Genomic DNA, 18,344 nt, shown 5'->3' with positions numbered 1-18,344 from the left:
GGAGAAATGTATTGCCTATGATACAATTGAATTATAAATTAAATTAAATTGAAGTTGAGTAGAAAGGAGCGGGGTTGCTTTGGAACATAAAGGTATATTGTTAGAAAGTGGCACAAATGAGCTAGAAATTGTTGAATTTGAAGTAGCGAACAATAAATTTGGTATTAACGTTATTAAAGTAAAGGAAATCATTCAACCGATTCCAGTAACATTTATTCCACACGCGCACCCGCATGTAGAAGGGATAATTCAATTACGAGGTGAGGTTTTACCAGTAGTTGATATGCTCCGAGTGTTAGGTATTCAAAAGGCAGAGCGTAGTCCTCAGCAAAAATATATTGTAGCTGAGTTTAATAAACAGCGCGTAGTATTCCATGTAGATAATGTAACGCAGATCCACCGTATTTCATGGGATCAAATCGAGAAACCTTCTGATATGTATCAAGGAGGAACATCACAAGTAATTGGTGTTATTAAGCAAAATGAACAGATGATTTTATTACTAGATTTCGAAAGAATTATGGTGGATATAAATCCGGATTCTGGTATTAGTGTAGAATCTGTTAAAAAGCTCGGTAAACGTGAGCGCTCTGAAAAACGAATTTTAATTGCTGAAGATTCACCGTTACTACGTAAGCTCTTATTCGATACTATGAATGAGGCAGGTTATGCGAATGTTGAATTCTTTGAAAATGGACGTGATGCTTATGAATATCTCGAAACTATCGTCAAAGGTGGTAACGAAGTAGCCGAGCATATTCAATTAGTTGTGACAGACATTGAAATGCCACAAATGGATGGACATCATTTAACACGTAAAATAAAAGAGCATCCAGACCTCCAAAAGCTTCCAGTTATTATTTTCTCAAGCTTAATTACGGATGATCTTCGTCATAAAGGTGACCAAGTAGGTGCAGAGGATCAAATTAGTAAGCCTGAAATTGCGGAGCTTATTTTACGTATAGATCAACTTATCTTATAAAAATAAGTTTTTATTAGGGTTTAACAATAGAGATTAAGGTACTTCACAATAATAATAATGGGTATCCTGAAAGTATATTAATAATTTTAAGAAGTCGGATGCCTTTTAGGCTCCGGCTTTTTTGTATAGATCAATGATGCTAGGAACAAAATAATAAGGGCCAACTTGTCTATAAAACTTTGACGTGAGTATCCTGACACTGGCAAGCTAAGAGCCCACAGGTTTGTATCTACAGACCGAAGAGGCTAAACGATTAGTAAATAGTATGAATGTATGCGTTAAGGAAGTGATTATTTGAATGATTTAAAAACGGCTATCATCGATATTGGCTCTAACACCATCCGATTAGTATTGTATCAATACGATAAAGAAGAGGGACTTCGTGAGATTGGAAATATTAAAACAGTTGCACGTTTACGTACATATTTACAGCCCTCTGGTGAAATGTCTGAAGAAGGTATACAAGTATTAACAGAAACATTATTGACTTTTAAAGCAATGCTCGATGATTTTGAAGTGACTGATGTTAAAGCTGCTGCAACAGCTGCAATCCGTCAGGCAACAAATAGAGCAAAAATTATTACCTTAATGAAAGAACGAACAGGCATTCAAATAGAGCTATTATCTGAAGAAGAAGAGGCATATTATGGCTTTGTTGCTGTAGCGCATTCAATAGGCACGAAGTCCGCTGTAACTATTGATATTGGTGGTGGTAGTACAGAAATAACGCTTTTTGAAAATAAAGACCTACAGAAATCTTATAGTTTTCCTTTTGGTACAGTTTCTTTAAAGCAACGTTTTGTAAAGGGCGAGATTATGAATGGTAGTGAAAAAAAGGAACTCATTGCATTTGTTAAAGAACAGTTCACATCACTCCCATGGATTCAGGATATCGGTTTACCGATTATCGCCATTGGTGGTAGTGCTCGAAATATTGCCCAAATTCATCAGCAAAAACATGCATATCCAATAGCAAGTGTACATGGCTACGAAATGACTAAGGAAAATTTAGTTGAGCTCAGTGTGTTTTTAGGTAGTTTAAGTTTTAATGAATTGAAGCAGTTAGATGGGCTTTCGGCAGATCGTGCGGACATCATCGCTCCTGCACTAGAGGTTTTCAATGTGTTAATGGAGGTTGTCAGCAGTAAGTTGTTCCAAATAACAAAGAAGGGTTTGCGAGAAGGACTCATTATACAGCGTATTTTGCAAACAGATAAAAGTGCGTTTGATAAATACAATGTGTTTGAGGGAAACGCTAAAAGATTGGCTCGTCAGTATGGTCGAACTGAAAAAGAAGTGGACTATTTGACGCGTTTAACGGATCAATTGTACCGTGAATGCTGTCGCTTCGGTTGTTTACAACATAATCCAAAAGATTTGCAATTATTGGCGAAAGCAGCGAAGGTTTTTAATATAGGGGAGTATATTGAGTTAAGTTCGGCGAGTCAGCATACCTTTTATTTAATTGCGAACCAATCTATCGATGGGCTAAATCATAAAGAGCGTGTGAAATTAGCACTTTTAGCCTCGTATAAAAATAAAGATTATTTTCAGCTATTCGCAGCTCCTTTTACAGAATGGATGAGTCGTGAGGAGTATCGTAAAATACGAGACTTTGGCGCACTTTTAAAATTTGTCTATGCGTTAAATGTATCTAAAAGAAAGATAGTACGTACCATTAAGATGCAAACAAAAGAGGATTATGTTCAGCTTAACATCTATGTAAAACATAATGCGGCCGCTGAAAAATATCAAGCAAATCGACATAAAAAACATCTAGAACGCGCACTAAAAATACCTATAAAAATAAACTTTATTGAAGAAGGGTTGAACAATTATGACAACTGAAGTTACGAATAATCAGTTAGGTGAAGGGAATTTAACAGAAGCACAAGGTCGTTTACTAGAGGAAATCGCTAAGCCGCAATACTATAATAATCGTGAATTAAGCTGGTTAGCCTTCAACGAACGAGTTTTAGAGGAAGCAGAGGATATCAACAATCCTCTGCTAGAACGATTGAAATTTTTGGCGATATTTAGCTCGAATCTAGATGAATTTTTTATGGTGCGTGTTGCGGGTCTACAGGATCAGGTACGTGCAGGATTCCATAAGCCTGAAAATAAGTCAGGTTTAACACCAAAAGAACAATTAGCAAAAATTGCAGAGCGAACTCAGGCATTAGTGCGCCGACAAACTGAAGTTTATAGACATTTAATATATGATTTATTACCACAACATAATGTACATATTGCAGACATGAAAGACTTAAATAACACACAGAAAGCATTCGTCAATGAAATGTTTGCAGAAACTATCTTCCCTGTTTTAACACCCGTAGCTGTAGATGCTTATCGTCCTTTCCCAACTTTGCTTGGTAAAACTTTAAATTTACTTGTTTTATTAGAGCAAGATGAAACCGACTTAGAAAATCGTGAAAAGGTAGCGATCGTACAAGTTCCATCTGTCTTAGATCGTTATATTAAAGTACCATCAGCAGATGGAGAGACAGTTATTGTCTTATTAGAAGACGTGATTGTAGCGCATATCGAAAAGCTCTTTTATGGTTACAGTGTCAAATCAGCACAGGCTTTCCGTTTGACGCGTAATGCTGATTTAACGATTCATGAGGAAGGAGCAAGAGATTTACTTGTAGAAATTGAAAAAGAGTTGAAAAAACGTAAATGGGGTGTAGGGAGCCGTCTAGAAGTTCGTGAGGGCGAGATGAGCGAGGAAGTTCTTACATATTTACTAGAAGAATTTGAAATTGAAGAAACAGATGTTTTTCATATAGATGGACCGCTAGATTTAACATTTATGTTCTCGTTTGTAAAAGGCATATCGGTTGGTCGGGAACATTTAGAATATGAAAGCTTTATTCCACAGCCACCATTAGATTTGCAATCGGATGAAAATATTTTTGAAAAAACTCTGCAACAAGATATATTTTTCCATCACCCATATGAGTCATTTGCGCCAATTGTAGATTTTATCTCAGAAGCGGCAGTTAATCCGAACGTTTTAGCCATTAAACAAACATTGTATCGTGTTAGTGGGAACTCGCCTATTATACAAGCATTAAAGTTCGCTGCGGAAAATGGTAAACAGGTAACAGTGTTAGTTGAATTGAAGGCACGTTTTGATGAAGAAAATAATGTGCATTGGGCAAAGCAACTTGAGCAAGCTGGCTGCCTGGTCATTTACGGTATGAATAACTTAAAAACACACTCGAAAATAACGCTTGTTGTAAGTCGTCGAAATGGAAAAATTGAACGTTTTGTACATCTTGGGACAGGAAATTATAATGATGCGACTGCAAAAATTTATACAGATATGGGTATAATAACAACAGATAAGGAATTTGGCATTGATGCTACTAACTTCTTTAACTATTTAAGCGGTTATACAGAAAAGCCAACTTTTAATCATTTAGTCGTGGCGCCATTTGATATTCGAGATGAATTTATTCGATTAATGGATGAAGAAATTGCTTGTCATAAAAAGCATGGGAATGGTTTTATTCGAGCTAAAATGAATTCACTAACGGACAAAGACTTAATGATGAAGCTGTATGAGGCGTCTATTGCAGGGGTGAAAGTAGAGCTTATCATTCGAGGTATTTGTTGCATTCGACCAGGCATCCCTGGAATTAGTGAAAACATAACAGTAACGAGTATTGTTGGTCGTTTCCTTGAGCATTCTCGTATTTATTGGTTCCATCATAATGGGGAAAATAAAGTATACTTATCTTCTGCAGATATGATGACTCGTAATATGATTAAACGCGTGGAAATTTTATTCCCTGTATATGCAAGCGAAGCAAAAGCTCGTATTATTAACATCATGAATACACAACTTGAGGATACAGCAAAAGCTCGGATTCAAGACTCCAATGGAAAATATCATTATAAAGAGTTTGACCGTGGTGAAGATCCGATTAATAGTCAGGAAATTTTCCTAAAGGATGCACTAAAACCTACGCTAGACGAAGAATAAAGCAAACACGCTACTTAGTGAGGGATATAATGAAAAAATATAAAGAGAGTGTAGCGCAATTTGCAGACTATCATCAATTCATACAACTCAACCCATTTGATGCAATCGTATGTTTGAAAAAAGTTGATACAAAAGCGTTTGAAGTCGTAAATTTTAACGAAAAGCTACCGTCATTTATTAAGCTACAAGATGTGAAAGCCACCAACGCAGAACAATTTTTTACGGAGCAATGTTGGCTACAATTATCAAATATATTACAACAAGAATGTAATAAAGACCAAAATCTAAAGGAAAGTACGGAGCACACAGTAAAAACATTTGTTGTTCGTGTACTGCCCTTAGAAAAATCAGTTATAGCCGTTATTCTACGGGAGAAACAGAATGAGGTAGTACCGTATTTGCAATTTGTGGAACAGCACGTAAGTCCGGTATTAACAACTGATTTACAAGGTCGCATTATTCACCAAAACGTTGTTGCCACTTCTCTATTGTCAAAAGAACATCAAAGCTTGATAGGTCAAAATATTTTTTCATTATTAGAGAGTAAGTATATCAACGAATTTAAATTATTATTTGCAAAAACTATTGAGGGCTCAGCATTTGGTATGCCCCAATGTATGTTTAAAGGTCAATTGCTAAGTAAAGAACCATTTTATTTAAGAACGCATCCTACGTATTTTAATGGTGAAATTATAGGTGTACACTTATTTGTGAAAGAAGCCACTTCATTTATGAATGATCATGAGGCCTTTTATTACCTAGCATTAATGGATGAATTAACGGGTATTTGGAATCGCAAGGCTTTTAAGGAGCATTGGCTTCAGCATTTAAATGGTAAAAAGCATAATAAGCAAGCGGCTATTATTTTAGTGGATATTGATCGCTTTAAAAAGTTTAATGAATCCCTTGGTGAAAGTAAGGGTGATGAACTTATGCGAATGTTTAGTTATAGACTTCGTGAGCTCTGTTACTCCAAATGCTCGCTTTATCGTTATAATAGCGATGAATTTATTTTTGTGCTAAAAGATGCAACCGTTAACAAAATTGAACTTACGGCTAATGCTATTTTAGACGCATTAAAGCAACCATTTATGATTGATGGGCAGGAATACTTTATTAGCGTGTCAATTGGTATTTCACTCAGTCCAGCAGATGGCAAGGATTTAGAAACACTTGTACGTAAAGCGGATAAAGCATTGTTTTCTGTAAAAGAGCATGGGCGTTCACACTACCGTTACTATCGTGAAGATATGACAACTATTTTTCCAAATGAAGCGCTAATGGAGGCCCATTTACGTCGTGCTATCGAATTTAATGAGCTAAGTATCCATTTACAGCCACAAATGGATTTAATGAATAACAGCATCAATAGTTTTGAGGCGTTATTACGATGGAATAATCGAAAATTTGGCTTTGTGTCTCCTGCACAGTTTATACCTATTGCGGAGGCATCCGGCTTAATAATTGAAATCGGTGATTGGATTATTGACGAGGTATGTCGCTATCAAAAAGAGTGGCAGATGAAGGGCTATCGACCAGTGCGAATTGCCATCAATATTTCACCAAAACAATTTAGGAAAGAGAACTTTGCTCGGAAAATTAAAACGGCCTTGAAAAAGTATAATGTGCCACCTGAATTATTAGAGGTGGAAATTACCGAAAGCTCCATGACGAATGTTCATGAAACATTTTCAATTTTAACTGAATTGAAGCAATTAGGTGTTTATGTTTCGGTTGATGATTTTGGAACAGGCTATTCATCTTTAAGCTATTTAAAGCGTTATCCGATAGATATCATAAAAATTGATCAATCATTTATAGCTGATATTACGAAAGATGATAAAAATGAGGCAATTATTAAGGCCATTATTTCAATGTCTCATAACTTGGGATTAGAGGTAATTGCTGAAGGGATCGAGGAGCCATCACAGGTTGATTTCTTAAAACGTCATTGTTGCCAAAAAGGCCAAGGCTTTTTATATAACAAGCCATTACCTGTAGAAACCATTGTTAATAAATATTTTGTCAGCTAATGTAAACAAGTCAAGTAGCACTTCATCGTGTAACTTATCAAGACCTAAATTGAAAAAAGATAAATAAATTAAAGGGCATAACATATTAGTCATATAAAATATGTTATGCCCTTTCTTATTTAACTAATGCACCCGTTAGCCATCCATGTAGCTCAAAAACCAGCGCTACACCACAGAAAATGAAAGATGATTAAGTTCTTTCATGGGAGTTTAAGTGCGATTCTTCACAAATTCTTAGAAATTTGCTATAAAAAGCGGATCACACCTTATTAATAAATTTCCTCCTATTGTTCAGTTAATCTTAATGCATATCTGATAATCCAATCTCACCCTTACTATTAGCTTTTAATGACTTCAGTCCAGAAACTATTCTTCACTCCACCTTCCTTTTTGTCCAAACAACTTTATTCGATATGAATAAAATATTGTATAGAAAAGGAGGTGAATATAAAAATGGCATCATTTGTAATTGGGGCGAGAAGTCTTTTCAATTTTCGAAACGAACGCTTTTTCCTATTAGTTGAAGATGAAATTACAATTCCAGCTGATGGTGTGGAGATTGATCCAGTTAATATCTATGAGATTGACCAACAAACTTTCAATTTTATCAGAGCTGAAGGAGATACACCTGTGATTGTACCACGTTTTAATCTTCCTCCTGTACCACCTGGATTTAAATTAGAACGAAAATGTATTTTTTCAGTAGATAATTCATATTTTGTAATCTATGATTTAGAAAATGGCACTGATAACAATGTTTTATTAAGAATCAGTGCAGCTTTATTTAACTCCTTGAGAAATTCTGGTGTTCGTGAATGTGTTCCTCAAAATTTCATTTAAATAAATGGGTATTGTTATATACCCCCTCAATAGTGGGTTATATTTAGCAAACTGCTGTACAAAAAACAAGCGATCAATTTTATTGGTTGCTTGTTTTTTTTGAAGGTATTTTTATGAATGTTTAACACTTATGTTTTACTTGTTTTGATAAAGCAATTATTTGTACGGTCGTCATAAACTCTAGACATATTTTCTTACCTTCTTTTTGACACGATTCTCATATTGTTCATTAGTTTTTATTTCCCTTTTCACATAGTTAGCCTATACTTCATAATAACGAAAGGGAAGATTTTCAATGAACAACAGTTTAATATCACAATTAAAAGCCTTTGCAAAAAGATTAAAATGGGTATCGGGAGCTATCTCATACTCATATCGTTGAATATCTTCAAGGAATTTTTGCAAAATAGATAGTGACATACTTACATGATGTTCGGGATGAATAAGTTTCCACATTAGCAAACTCTTTTAAATTTAGCTAGTTATTTTCTACTTTCAATCCATCTAACACAATAGCTGTAAATTGCACCATTTCTGCTGATAAATCGAAGTCTTCATTATGGATTAACCAATCATAGACATTTGCACGCATACAACGCTGAATAATTGCTTGAATTTGACTAACTTCTAAATCTTGACGAAACTCGCCAAGTTGAATACCTTCTTCGATATAAGTGTTCATAATTTGGAAAATCATTCTTTGTGGATTTATTAAATAATGATCTTGTTCCACTTGATTTGTCATTGCGGCAGTATACACTGTTCGTAATAAATCTTTGCCAACAACATTTGTTAAATACTGCATTTGTTCTTTATAGAGCAATAAAATTTTTTCACTTGGCGGCAATGTACGATCAATATTTTTTTTCACAGAGCCATAAAAACTATCTAGCTCTTTAAATTTTTCTAAAATAACATCGTACTTGGATGGAAAATGTGTGTAAAATGTTCCTTTTGATACATTACACGCTTTAGTAATCTGCTCAACAGATATATGTTCGAATCCATGTTTATTAAATAAATCTAATGATACTTTGAGTAATTTTTCACGTGTTTCTAATGCCTTTAATTGTCGACTAGTTAATGAATTCATATTTCGATTTTACCTCCATTTTTAAGGCTCATCACCAAATGTTGTGGATGACAGTTGTTAAAGCATATGCCATGTATATTAGTAGATTGGAGTGAAGACTGGCGACTCCTTGGGGATTAGCAATAGAGGAACGAAGGCTAAGAGCATCACATCCTGTGATAAAGCCTTCGTGACCAACATCGTGTTGCTGCCGCTACGTTACACTACGCTTTCGCACAAAAAACATCGTGTTGCTGTCGCTACGTTACACTTCGCTTTCGCACAAAAAACATCTGTTGCTCCAAGCGACTCATCGGGCGCCCCCAGGAAGCTTCGCTCTGTGCGAAAGTAAAGCAGCAGCTAAAGCGCCCTGTAGGAACGGAAATCAACCACACGTTATGATGATGAGCCAATTTTAAGTATTTTAAGATATTTTCTACGGAAAATATTCTGAAAATATAAATTTTTTTAATTGACGAGATGGTTTTGTTTTGATTATGATTTAATTGACCACGGTCAATGACTATGGTCAATTAAAGAATCTCGTTATTAATGTTACGATAAAAGAGTAGAGTTTGGCTAGTGTTCATTGAATTTTCAAGTTAGGGGGAGGTCAATAATGACGGAGAAATTAGGTTTTATCGGCTTAGGCAATATGGGGTTACCGATGTCAGTAAATTTATTAAAGGCTGGCTATAAGGTATATGGCTTTGATACGAATTCACAAGCGGTGGAGCAATTTAAAAAAGAAGGTGGAGTTGGGCTTCCAACAGCAAAGGAGGTTGCTGAGCAAAGTGATATTATCATGACGAGCTTGCCGACACCACAAGTAGTGGAACAAGTATATAGATCTGAACAGGGTATAATGCACCATGCTAAGAAAGGAAGTTTATTAATAGACTTTAGTACGGTAAATCCCGAATTGAATGATTCCTTACATAAGGAAGCACAATCATTGGGATTACGTTATCTTGGGGCACCTGTTAGTGGGGGTGTTATAGGGGCTATTAATGTAACACTTACGATAATGGTTGGTGGTGAAGAGGAAAATTATCAAACTGGATCTGAAATATTTCGAATAGTAGGAAAAAATATTTACCATCTAGGTACATCCCCAAGTGTAGGTACACGTATTAAATTACTCAATAATTTAATGATTGGATTCTATACAGAAGCAATCGCTGAAACAATCGTGCTTGGTGAAAAGATGGGTATTCATGCTGATACGCTGTATGAAGTATTAAGTAATAGTTATGGTCAAAGCCGTATTTATGAACGTAATTATTTAGAGTACATGAAAAACGACAACTATCAGCCAGGCTTTTCTACAAATCTATTATTAAAAGATTTGAAGCTAGCGAAAGATATGGCAGAAGAAGCAGGGGTACCACTTCGAATCGGGGAAAAATTAGTGGAGCTTTATAGTGATATTTCTCAGCAGGGCTATGGAGAAAATGATATGTCTGCAACTTATTTAAGTTTAAAAGAAAAATGTAAGATTGAACAAATTTAAAGGGGGACTAGAAGTATGACAACAGCACAAGACATTAAAACTTTAACGCACTTTATTGGTGGGGAACTAGTAGAAGGGAAAAGCGGACGCTTCGGTTCAGTATTTAATCCTACGACGGGTGAGGTCATTGCCAAGGTGCCACTTGCTACTGTAGAAGAAACTCGAGAGGCAATCGATAAGGCACAGGCAGCATTTCCACAATGGAGAGATACGTCAGTAGCTAAACGTGCCGAGATTGTATTAAAGTTCCGTAATCTTATAACTGAAAATATGGAGGAGCTTTTACAAATTATTTGTTCGGAAAGCGGTAAAACAATTGAGGATGCGAAAGGTGAAATTACACGCGGTTTAGAGTCGGTTGACTTAGCCATCAATGCACCTCATTTAATGAAGGGAGAGTACTCCGTTAATGTTGGTGGTGACATTAATGCCTACTCTGCAAAATATCCATTAGGTGTTGTAGCGGCTATTTCGCCGTTTAACTTCCCAATCATGGTGCCTTTAGCGCAAACAAGTATGGCAATTGCCGTCGGTAATGCAGTTATTTTAAAAGCTTCCGAACGTGTTCCTATGACTGCTTTATTTGTTAGCGAGCTTTGGAAAAAGGCTGGGTTACCAGATGGTATTTGGACGGTAGTAAATGGAGATAAAGATGCAGTTAATGAACTATTAGAAAACCCGAGTGTGGAAGCAATTTCATTTGTAGGGTCGACACCAGTTGCCAAATATATTTATGAAACGGGCTCGAAATACGGTAAACGTGTCACAGCACTTGGTGGAGGAAAAAACAATATGGTTGTTATGCCTGATGCGGATCTTGATCAGGTAGCAAATGCGTTTATTGGAGCAGCTTATGGAGCAGCCTCTCAACGTTGTATGGCTATTTCTACGATTATGCCTGTGGGAAAGGATACTGCAGATCGTCTTGTTGAAATATTAAAGGAGAAAATCGCTAATTTGAAGGTAGGCTCATATACAAATCCAGAAACAGACTTTGGCCCTGTCATTTCACAGCAATCGAAGGAAGCGATTATTGCTGCGATCAATCGAGGAGAGTCTGAAGGGGCAACAGTTGTTTGTGATGGTCGTGAACTTGATATTGTCAAAGATTCAAAAGGATTCTTTGTAGGGCCAACATTGTTAGATAACGTAAAACCAGGTATGGAAATTTATGAACAAGAAATATTTGGTCCAGCGCGAAATGTTGTACGTGTTGATTCATTGGACGAAGCAATCCAACTTATTAATAAGCATGAGCTTGGAAATGGGGTAACCATTTTTACGAATGATGGTTTAGCAGCTCGTAAATTTACAACAGAAATCGATGTTGGAATGGTTGGTGTGAATGTCCCAATTCCAATCCCGGTAGGCTACCATAACTTTGCTGGATTTAAAGGCTCCCGTTTTGGAGAAGGTCATATGTTTGGTCCAGATCAAGCACGCTTCTTCACAAAAACAAAAACAATATCAGAGCGTTGGATGACAGGGCATGCTTCGACAGCATCTACATTTGCATTCCCAAGTAATAACGACTAATACAAATGAAGAGCTGTATTCTTTTACAGCTCTTTTTAATGTTCAAATTATGGATAGGATTTATTACTCCAGGAGGGATTGCGTGAAAGGAAAAACAGTTTTTATTACAGGAGCAGCCCGAGGTATCGGGTTATCCATGGCACTAACGTTTGCTGAGCAGGGAGCGAATGTCGTGATAACAGATATTAATGACCAGCTTTTAGCGGAGGCAATTAAACACTATCCGCAATTAACAGCATACACATGTGATGTTACGAATGAACAGGCAATATATGATGCAATTGACTTTACTGTTAAAAAGTTTAAGACAATAGATATTTTAATTAACAACGCAGGGTTTCAGCATGTTTCTCTTATAGAGGATTTCGCGACAGAAATCTTCGAATCCATGCAAAAAGTGATGCTTGTTGCACCTTTTATAGCAATGAAATATGTCTTGCCACATATGAAGAAAAATAAGTTTGGACGCATTATTAATATGGCATCCATTAATGGCGTTATTGGGTTTGCAGGTAAAGCAGGCTACAATGCTGCCAAACATGGGCTAGTTGGTTTAACGAAAGTGGCGGCACTAGAGGTTGCAACTGAAGGGATAACCGTGAATGCGATTTGTCCAGGGTATGTCGATACAGAATTAGTACGTAATCAGTTTACGGATTTGGCAAAAACAAGGGGAATTCAAGTAGAAGAAGTGCTTGAGCAGGTGCTTTATCCACTCGTTCCCCAAAAACGTTTACTAGATGTATCGGAAGTTACAGGACTTGCGCTTTATTTAGCTAGTGATATCGCAAAGGGTATAACAGGTCAAGCAATACTTTTGGATGGCGGTTATACAGCACAATAGCTTAGGAGGTTTAGATATGATTCAAACAAAAACAATCTATACGGTTCATTCGCCAGGAACGATTGTTTATGGACGAGATTCTTTTGAAGAAGTAGGCGATTATGCAAAAAAATTGGGGACTAAGGCTCTGATCATTAGTGATCCAATAATGGATAGTTTAGGTTTTGTTAATCAATGTAGTGCTTTATTAAGAGCTAGTGGTTTAGAAGCGGTTTCATATTTAGGCGTAACAACGGAACCAGTAGATACGTATGTAGCAAAGGGGCTTCATAATTTACAATCAGAGGGCTGCGATATTATTATTTCCGTCGGCGGTGGTAGCTGTATCGATACAGGAAAAGCAATCGCAGTAGTTGCAACGAATGGTGGCTACATTGGTGATTATATGAAAATGGCAAAAATAGCTGAGCAAGCACCGATCCCACATATTGCGATACCGACAACGGCTGGTACTGGTTCAGAAGCCACGGATGCAACAGTCATTACGAATACGAAAAATGACGTGAAAATGATGATTAAGCAACCTGCATTTATGCCAACCATCGCCATTGTAGATCCGATTTTAACGGTTACCTCTCCACCCGCTATCACAGCAGCGACCGGTATCGATGCATTAAGTCATGCTATTGAAAGTTATTTATCTCGTTTAGCACATCCTTATTCGAATGTACTGGCACTATCAGCCATGGAGTTAATCGTTAATAATATTTTAAAAGTTTATGAGCAAGGCAATGATATTGAAGCGCGGGAAGCGATGTCGCTAGGCTCAATGCAAGCAGGTCTTTCATTTTCAAATGCCTCTGTTGCTTTAGTACATGGCATGTCTCGTCCAATTGGAGCGTTATTCCATGTGCCCCACGGTATTTCAAATGCCATGCTTTTACCAGCAGTATTAGAATTTTCAAAGGATGCTTGTGTCGATCGACTAGCGGATTTAGGTAAATTTTTTAATAGAGATAATGGGCAGTTATCTCTAGAGGAGCTTGCCGATTTAGCTATTGTTTCGATAAAGGGAATGTGCAAGAAGATGGATATAGGGAATTTAAAACAGTGGGGAATTGAAGAACAAGCCTTTTACGCAGCTATTCCAAAAATGACAGCTGATGCAATTGCTAGCGGTAGCCCTGGAAATAATCCTAAGGTTCCGACACAGGAAGAGCTAATGGAGCTTTATAAAATGGCCTTTCATTATGTGTTTTAAGATTTGGAAAAGAAACTGTCTAAAATAGGGTTACAAATCAAATTTAATTTGTAACTTTTTTTATTGATTATGTTATTTTGAAAATTTGAACAGAGGAGTGGGGGTTAATGGAGAAATGTTTTATTTGTAATAGTCCCTACTCTCGGAGATATGACTCTAGAAGAAGCAAAAGCATTTGGTGTTATTATGGCTAGAGTCAGTAAGGCAATAATGGAGTGTGAAAAGACAGAACATATTTATTCATTAGCTTCAGGAAATTCAGTACCACATTTGCATATGCATTTAGTTCCCCGATATCCTAACACCCCTAAACAGTTTTGGGGACCAAATGATGTATATGATTGGGAAGATGCTCCGATGGGTGACAATAGCGAAGTTGTTAAACTTTGTACACGTATTAGAGCATATGTGGAGCGTAATGCATATGAGTGATTCTATAGAAGATTTTAGTTGGATAGGTAGCCAAGACAACTTCATAGATCACCCAAGTCTTTATCAAATTAACCATGTTATTGTTGGGCGATATGGTAACTCCGATGCAGGCCAATATAAAAACGAAGATGGTTGTTTAGTATGGCTCGATGAAAAGCAAGATTGGGAATTTTCCATTTTACTAGATGCTCATAATACATAATCATTATCAAGCCATTTTTTTATTATAAAGATGAAATTAAACATTTCCAACAAACCATCGAACCTTCAAAAGACTTGAAGATTTTAACTATATTTCAAGCAGAAGAGTTCTTATCTGTTTGCAGGAATATTAATGGAGAAACTGCTGTTTAATTGTTGTAAGAAAAGATAAATATGTATGGTGGTTTTCAGTTGGAGACTGTGTTCTTTTTTTATTTCATTAAGAATTGGCAGCATTAGGTCAGTTTCAATTAAATCAAAGGCAATTTTACGAATGGATAGGACAAGTCAATACTTTTGAACAGGACGTCCCTTGCTACAATGTTGGAATTAAAGAATTAAGAAAAGGAGATAATCGCCTTTTTCTAACCACAGATGGCTTACTAGAATGCCCCATGAACCATATTCAAACCCTATTAACATTTATAATTCTTTCTTCAACGCTGAGGATCAAGAGTGCATTTGGTCAATGTTAAAGAATATCAAAAAAATGGTGTCAGAGATAGCACCACTATCGTTTTTTGGAAAGTTAATGTTGCTAAGGAAGCCACTAGAGCAAGTAATCAAGAAGCGAGTTCTTACTACCCGCGCGCGCCAGAGAAATACTCGCGAAAGAGAAGCAGATCCCCGCGCGGTATGGAAAAACTGCGAAAGAGAAGCGAAAATAGAGCGCCAGTAAAATACTCCCACAACTTAAGAATCTCTGCTAACAGGACTGCCCCTATTGTTTTACAGAATTAATATGACATATACGAGAAAATATAGTAATATTTATATGAATCACCATTCATTTTTTAAAAGGGGGAAATCGTATGTTGCAGGGGAAAACAATTATTATAACGGGTGGATCAAATGGCATGGGGCTTTACATGGCAAAGAAATTTGTTGCTGAAGGGGCAAATGTTGTCATTACAGGTCGTAACGAGGAGCGATTAGCAGAGGCGAAAGCCTTTATTTTAGAGGCCGGAAAAGCGATTGAAACGTTCCAAATGGATGTTCGAGTACCGGAGCATGCAGAGGCAATGCTAGCATTTGCTGTTGAAAAGTTTGGACAAGTTGATGGGCTTGTGAATAATGCGGCTGGTAATTTTATAGTGCATGCAGAGGATTTATCACCAAATGGTTGGAAGACTGTTATTGATATTGTTTTAAATGGGACATTCTTTTGTTCTTCGGCAGTCGGTAAGTACTGGATTCAAAATAATATTAAGGGATCTATTCTTAATATGGTTGCAACATATGCATGGAATGCAGGTGCTGGTGTTATTCATTCTGCGGCAGCTAAAGCAGGTGTATTGTCATTAACTCGAACGTTAGCTGTTGAATGGGGAAAACAATATGGCATTCGAGTAAATGCAATTGCTCCTGGTCCAATTGAGCGTACAGGTGGTGCGGAAAAGCTTTGGGAATCAGAGGCTGCGGCTGCTCGTACGCTAGACTCTGTTCCATTAGGCCGGATAGGTACTCCTGAAGAAATTGCAGATTTAGCTACATTTATAATGTCTAATAAAGCAAGCTATATGAACGGTGAATGTGTGACACTTGATGGTGGGCAATGGCTTAATCAGTATCCATTCTAACTTCTTTCAGCAATTGTTTTCTGTAGCGAAAGCAAAGAGACAACGGCAAATGTTTTCTGCGCGAAAGCGAAGCGGCAGCGGCAAATGTTTTCTGCGCGAAAGCGAAGCGGCAGCGGCAATTATGGGAGGCTAATTGATAACAAAAACTTTGCATAATGGAGAGCCGAGTTGACGCATACTAAGGGTAAAGAAAGGAGTTTTGCCGAATGGGTATGTGGTTAATACCGGCTCTTATTGCCATTACGATTATTTCTGCTATTTCGCTTGTGTCGACGCTAAAAATTGCTAAAATGACGTCTCAACGGAAATCAGAAAACGATACGCCGATTTCTGAAACCGTTGAAGAGTATGCGACTATGCTCAACCCAGTTGTTTGGGTATACATCATTTTTTTACTCTTTTTAGGAATAATGATTTTTTATTACTGGAGTAAGGCTGGCTATTAAGTAAATAATATCTTCATTCAGTTCATATGCATAAATGAGGCTGAATGAAGATATTTCTCCATTGCCCTCAAATACCCTCGTATATATGCACTTTCGATACTTAGTTTTGTTCAAAATGCTAAAATAATTCGTTGCTTTATAAAAACTCTTCTCGGCCTTGTCGTGGTCATAAAAGGAATAGTTATGATATGATAAAAGGGAAGCATCCTGTTCTGCAAAGCGAGAACAGAAAAGGAGAAGAAGTTCATGATTTCAACTAACAGCAAAGACTTATTAGCAATGCCAATTAGTGATTTTATTATTTCATCTGAAAAGGTTGCGCATGTACAAATTGGAAATAGTGCGGAACATGCACTCCTAGTACTTACACGTACAGGGTATTCATCAATACCTGTTTTAGATTTGAAATATCGACTTCAAGGTTTACTAAGTATGAAAATGATTACTGAATCCATTCTTGGACTAGAACATATTGAATATGAAAAGCTACCCGATATTAAAGTGGATACAATAATGGAGAAAGATATCGCTGTATTAAAGTTGACGGATACTTTTCAGCGAGCGCTCGACTTAGTTATTAATCACGCCTTTTTATGTGTTGTAGACGAAGAAGGAACATTTGCGGGAATTTTAACGAGACGTGTTATATTAAAGCAATTGAAAAAATATATTTATCAAAAAGAGTAGTAGTTTAAGAGGGGACTCAGATGAAAATCATGAGGCCCCCTCTTTGCTTGTATCGGAGGTTTACTGATTGATGGCAACGGAGGCTGAAATTTTAAAAGTACTAGCAGAGGAACGTAATATGCGTAAAGCAGCAGAACGTTTATTTTTATCTCAACCAGCACTTTCACAACGGTTGCAGACTATTGAAAAGGACTGGGGTGCGCAGTTATTTATTCGTTCGCAAAAAGGACTTACGGCGACACCTGCTGGAGAGCTTATTATTGCCTATGCAACTGAAATGCTCAGCAAAAAAGAAGAGATATTTGAAACAATCCAATCATTAACGACGAAAGTAAACGGGACATTGAAAATCGCCTGTGCATCGATTGTCGGCCAAAACTGGCTTCCGATAATATTAAAGGATTTTGTATCGAAATATCCTGATGCAAAAATCTCTCTTATGACTGGCTGGAGTTCTGAAATAGTAAAAGCGCTTTATGAAGGTGAGGCTCATATAGGGATTGTGCGCGGGCAGGTTGATTGGAAAGGGGAAAAAATTCACCTATTTCGTGACACCCTTTATTTAGTAGATCAAGAGCTAAAAACTATAGAAGATGTCTTGACGACAGACCGACCTTTTATTCAATATAAAAGTGATTCCAATTACTATCAGGAAATTCAACAATGGTGGCAACAGCATTTCGCTTCAAATCCAAGAAAACAAATTTTAGTTGATCAGATTGAAATTTGTAAGCAAATGGCATTGAACGGCATTGGTTATGCTATTTTACCTTCCATTACTTTAAATGATCATGATGGTATTAATAAAATAGCGTTAACGAATAATGAAAAAGAATTTGGTATAACGCGTGATACTTGGTTAATTGGCTATGAATCTTCATTTGAATTACGGCAAGTAGAGGCTTTTGTAGAAGTAGTGCAAGACCATGCGCGATGTTTGTTTGATTATACGAAAAAAAAATAATATATCAAGGCAGTCTCAA

The 18,344-nt window shown here is 36.8% G+C and carries 16 protein-coding genes; 15 read left to right on the top strand and 1 reads right to left on the bottom strand.

The features are described 5' to 3' along the window. Positions 1 to 79 precede the first annotated feature (79 nt). From C7Y47_RS17860 to C7Y47_RS17840, 5 genes are all read left to right on the top strand, one after another. Complete coding sequence (locus C7Y47_RS17860; protein ID WP_132357787.1) at positions 80 to 982, top strand: chemotaxis protein; 903 nt, start codon at positions 80 to 82, stop codon at positions 980 to 982. Positions 983 to 1,276: 294 nt separating this feature from the next. After that, positions 1,277 to 2,830, top strand: coding sequence for a Ppx/GppA family phosphatase (locus tag C7Y47_RS17855; RefSeq protein WP_142509989.1), 1,554 nt, complete (start codon positions 1,277 to 1,279; stop codon positions 2,828 to 2,830). Continuing rightward, on the top strand, positions 2,820 to 4,976 hold the full coding sequence (locus C7Y47_RS17850; RefSeq protein ID WP_142509988.1) for an RNA degradosome polyphosphate kinase: 2,157 nt from the start codon (positions 2,820 to 2,822) through the stop codon (positions 4,974 to 4,976). The genes C7Y47_RS17855 and C7Y47_RS17850 overlap by 11 nt, the downstream gene beginning before the upstream one ends. 29 nt (positions 4,977 to 5,005) lie before the next feature. Further along, positions 5,006 to 7,009 carry a putative bifunctional diguanylate cyclase/phosphodiesterase gene (locus tag C7Y47_RS17845; RefSeq protein WP_142509987.1) on the top strand — a complete coding sequence of 668 codons (2,004 nt, stop codon included), beginning with the start codon at positions 5,006 to 5,008 and terminating at the stop codon, positions 7,007 to 7,009. Between the two features lie 453 nt (positions 7,010 to 7,462). Then, positions 7,463 to 7,849 (top strand): spore coat protein, encoded by a 387-nt coding sequence (locus C7Y47_RS17840; protein WP_142509986.1) that lies wholly within the window; start codon positions 7,463 to 7,465, stop codon positions 7,847 to 7,849. Positions 7,850 to 8,327: 478 nt separating this feature from the next. Here the strand turns inward: C7Y47_RS17840 and C7Y47_RS17830 are convergent, their stop codons facing one another. Beyond that, positions 8,328 to 8,942, bottom strand: coding sequence for a TetR/AcrR family transcriptional regulator (locus C7Y47_RS17830; RefSeq protein WP_142509985.1), 615 nt, complete (start codon positions 8,940 to 8,942; stop codon positions 8,328 to 8,330). 568 nt (positions 8,943 to 9,510) lie between these two features. On the opposite strand from C7Y47_RS17830, the gene C7Y47_RS17825 reads away from it, so the two are divergent. The 10 genes from C7Y47_RS17825 (at position 9,511) to C7Y47_RS17780 (ending at position 18,325) form a co-directional block, all read left to right on the top strand. Beyond that, positions 9,511 to 10,434, top strand: a complete 924-nt coding sequence (locus tag C7Y47_RS17825; RefSeq protein WP_255505242.1) for an NAD(P)-dependent oxidoreductase — start codon at positions 9,511 to 9,513, stop codon at positions 10,432 to 10,434. A gap of 15 nt (positions 10,435 to 10,449) precedes the next feature. Next, positions 10,450 to 11,970, top strand: a complete 1,521-nt coding sequence (locus tag C7Y47_RS17820) for a CoA-acylating methylmalonate-semialdehyde dehydrogenase (protein ID WP_142509983.1) — start codon at positions 10,450 to 10,452, stop codon at positions 11,968 to 11,970. 82 nt (positions 11,971 to 12,052) lie between these two features. Beyond that, on the top strand, positions 12,053 to 12,814 hold the full coding sequence (locus C7Y47_RS17815) for a 3-hydroxybutyrate dehydrogenase (protein WP_142509982.1): 762 nt from the start codon (positions 12,053 to 12,055) through the stop codon (positions 12,812 to 12,814). Positions 12,815 to 12,830: 16 nt separating this feature from the next. Then, positions 12,831 to 14,015 (top strand): iron-containing alcohol dehydrogenase, encoded by a 1,185-nt coding sequence (locus C7Y47_RS17810; RefSeq protein ID WP_142509981.1) that lies wholly within the window; start codon positions 12,831 to 12,833, stop codon positions 14,013 to 14,015. Between the two features lie 150 nt (positions 14,016 to 14,165). Further along, positions 14,166 to 14,447, top strand: coding sequence for an HIT family protein (locus tag C7Y47_RS17805; protein ID WP_142509980.1), 282 nt, complete (start codon positions 14,166 to 14,168; stop codon positions 14,445 to 14,447). Further along, positions 14,440 to 14,649, top strand: a complete 210-nt coding sequence (locus tag C7Y47_RS25030) for a hypothetical protein (protein ID WP_185903526.1) — start codon at positions 14,440 to 14,442, stop codon at positions 14,647 to 14,649. The genes C7Y47_RS17805 and C7Y47_RS25030 overlap by 8 nt, the downstream gene beginning before the upstream one ends. A gap of 811 nt (positions 14,650 to 15,460) precedes the next feature. Then, positions 15,461 to 16,228, top strand: coding sequence for a 2,4-dienoyl-CoA reductase (gene fadH, locus C7Y47_RS17795; RefSeq protein ID WP_142509979.1), 768 nt, complete (start codon positions 15,461 to 15,463; stop codon positions 16,226 to 16,228). A 206-nt stretch (positions 16,229 to 16,434) separates the two neighbouring features. Further along, a complete protein-coding gene (locus tag C7Y47_RS17790) occupies positions 16,435 to 16,674 on the top strand; it encodes a hypothetical protein (protein WP_049668244.1) in 240 nt (79 codons plus the stop codon). 246 nt (positions 16,675 to 16,920) lie between these two features. Continuing rightward, positions 16,921 to 17,361 carry a cyclic-di-AMP-binding protein CbpB gene (gene cbpB, locus C7Y47_RS17785; protein WP_142509978.1) on the top strand — a complete coding sequence of 147 codons (441 nt, stop codon included), beginning with the start codon at positions 16,921 to 16,923 and terminating at the stop codon, positions 17,359 to 17,361. Between the two features lie 70 nt (positions 17,362 to 17,431). Beyond that, on the top strand, positions 17,432 to 18,325 hold the full coding sequence (locus C7Y47_RS17780) for a LysR family transcriptional regulator (RefSeq protein ID WP_132357897.1): 894 nt from the start codon (positions 17,432 to 17,434) through the stop codon (positions 18,323 to 18,325). The last annotated feature ends 19 nt before the right edge of the window (positions 18,326 to 18,344 follow it).

Source organism: Lysinibacillus sphaericus, assembly GCF_006864135.1.
Classification (GTDB): Bacteria; Bacillota; Bacilli; order Bacillales_A; family Planococcaceae; genus Lysinibacillus.
The sequence above is the reverse complement of the archived record's forward strand: the minus strand, read 5'-3'. Positions and strand labels throughout refer to the sequence as shown.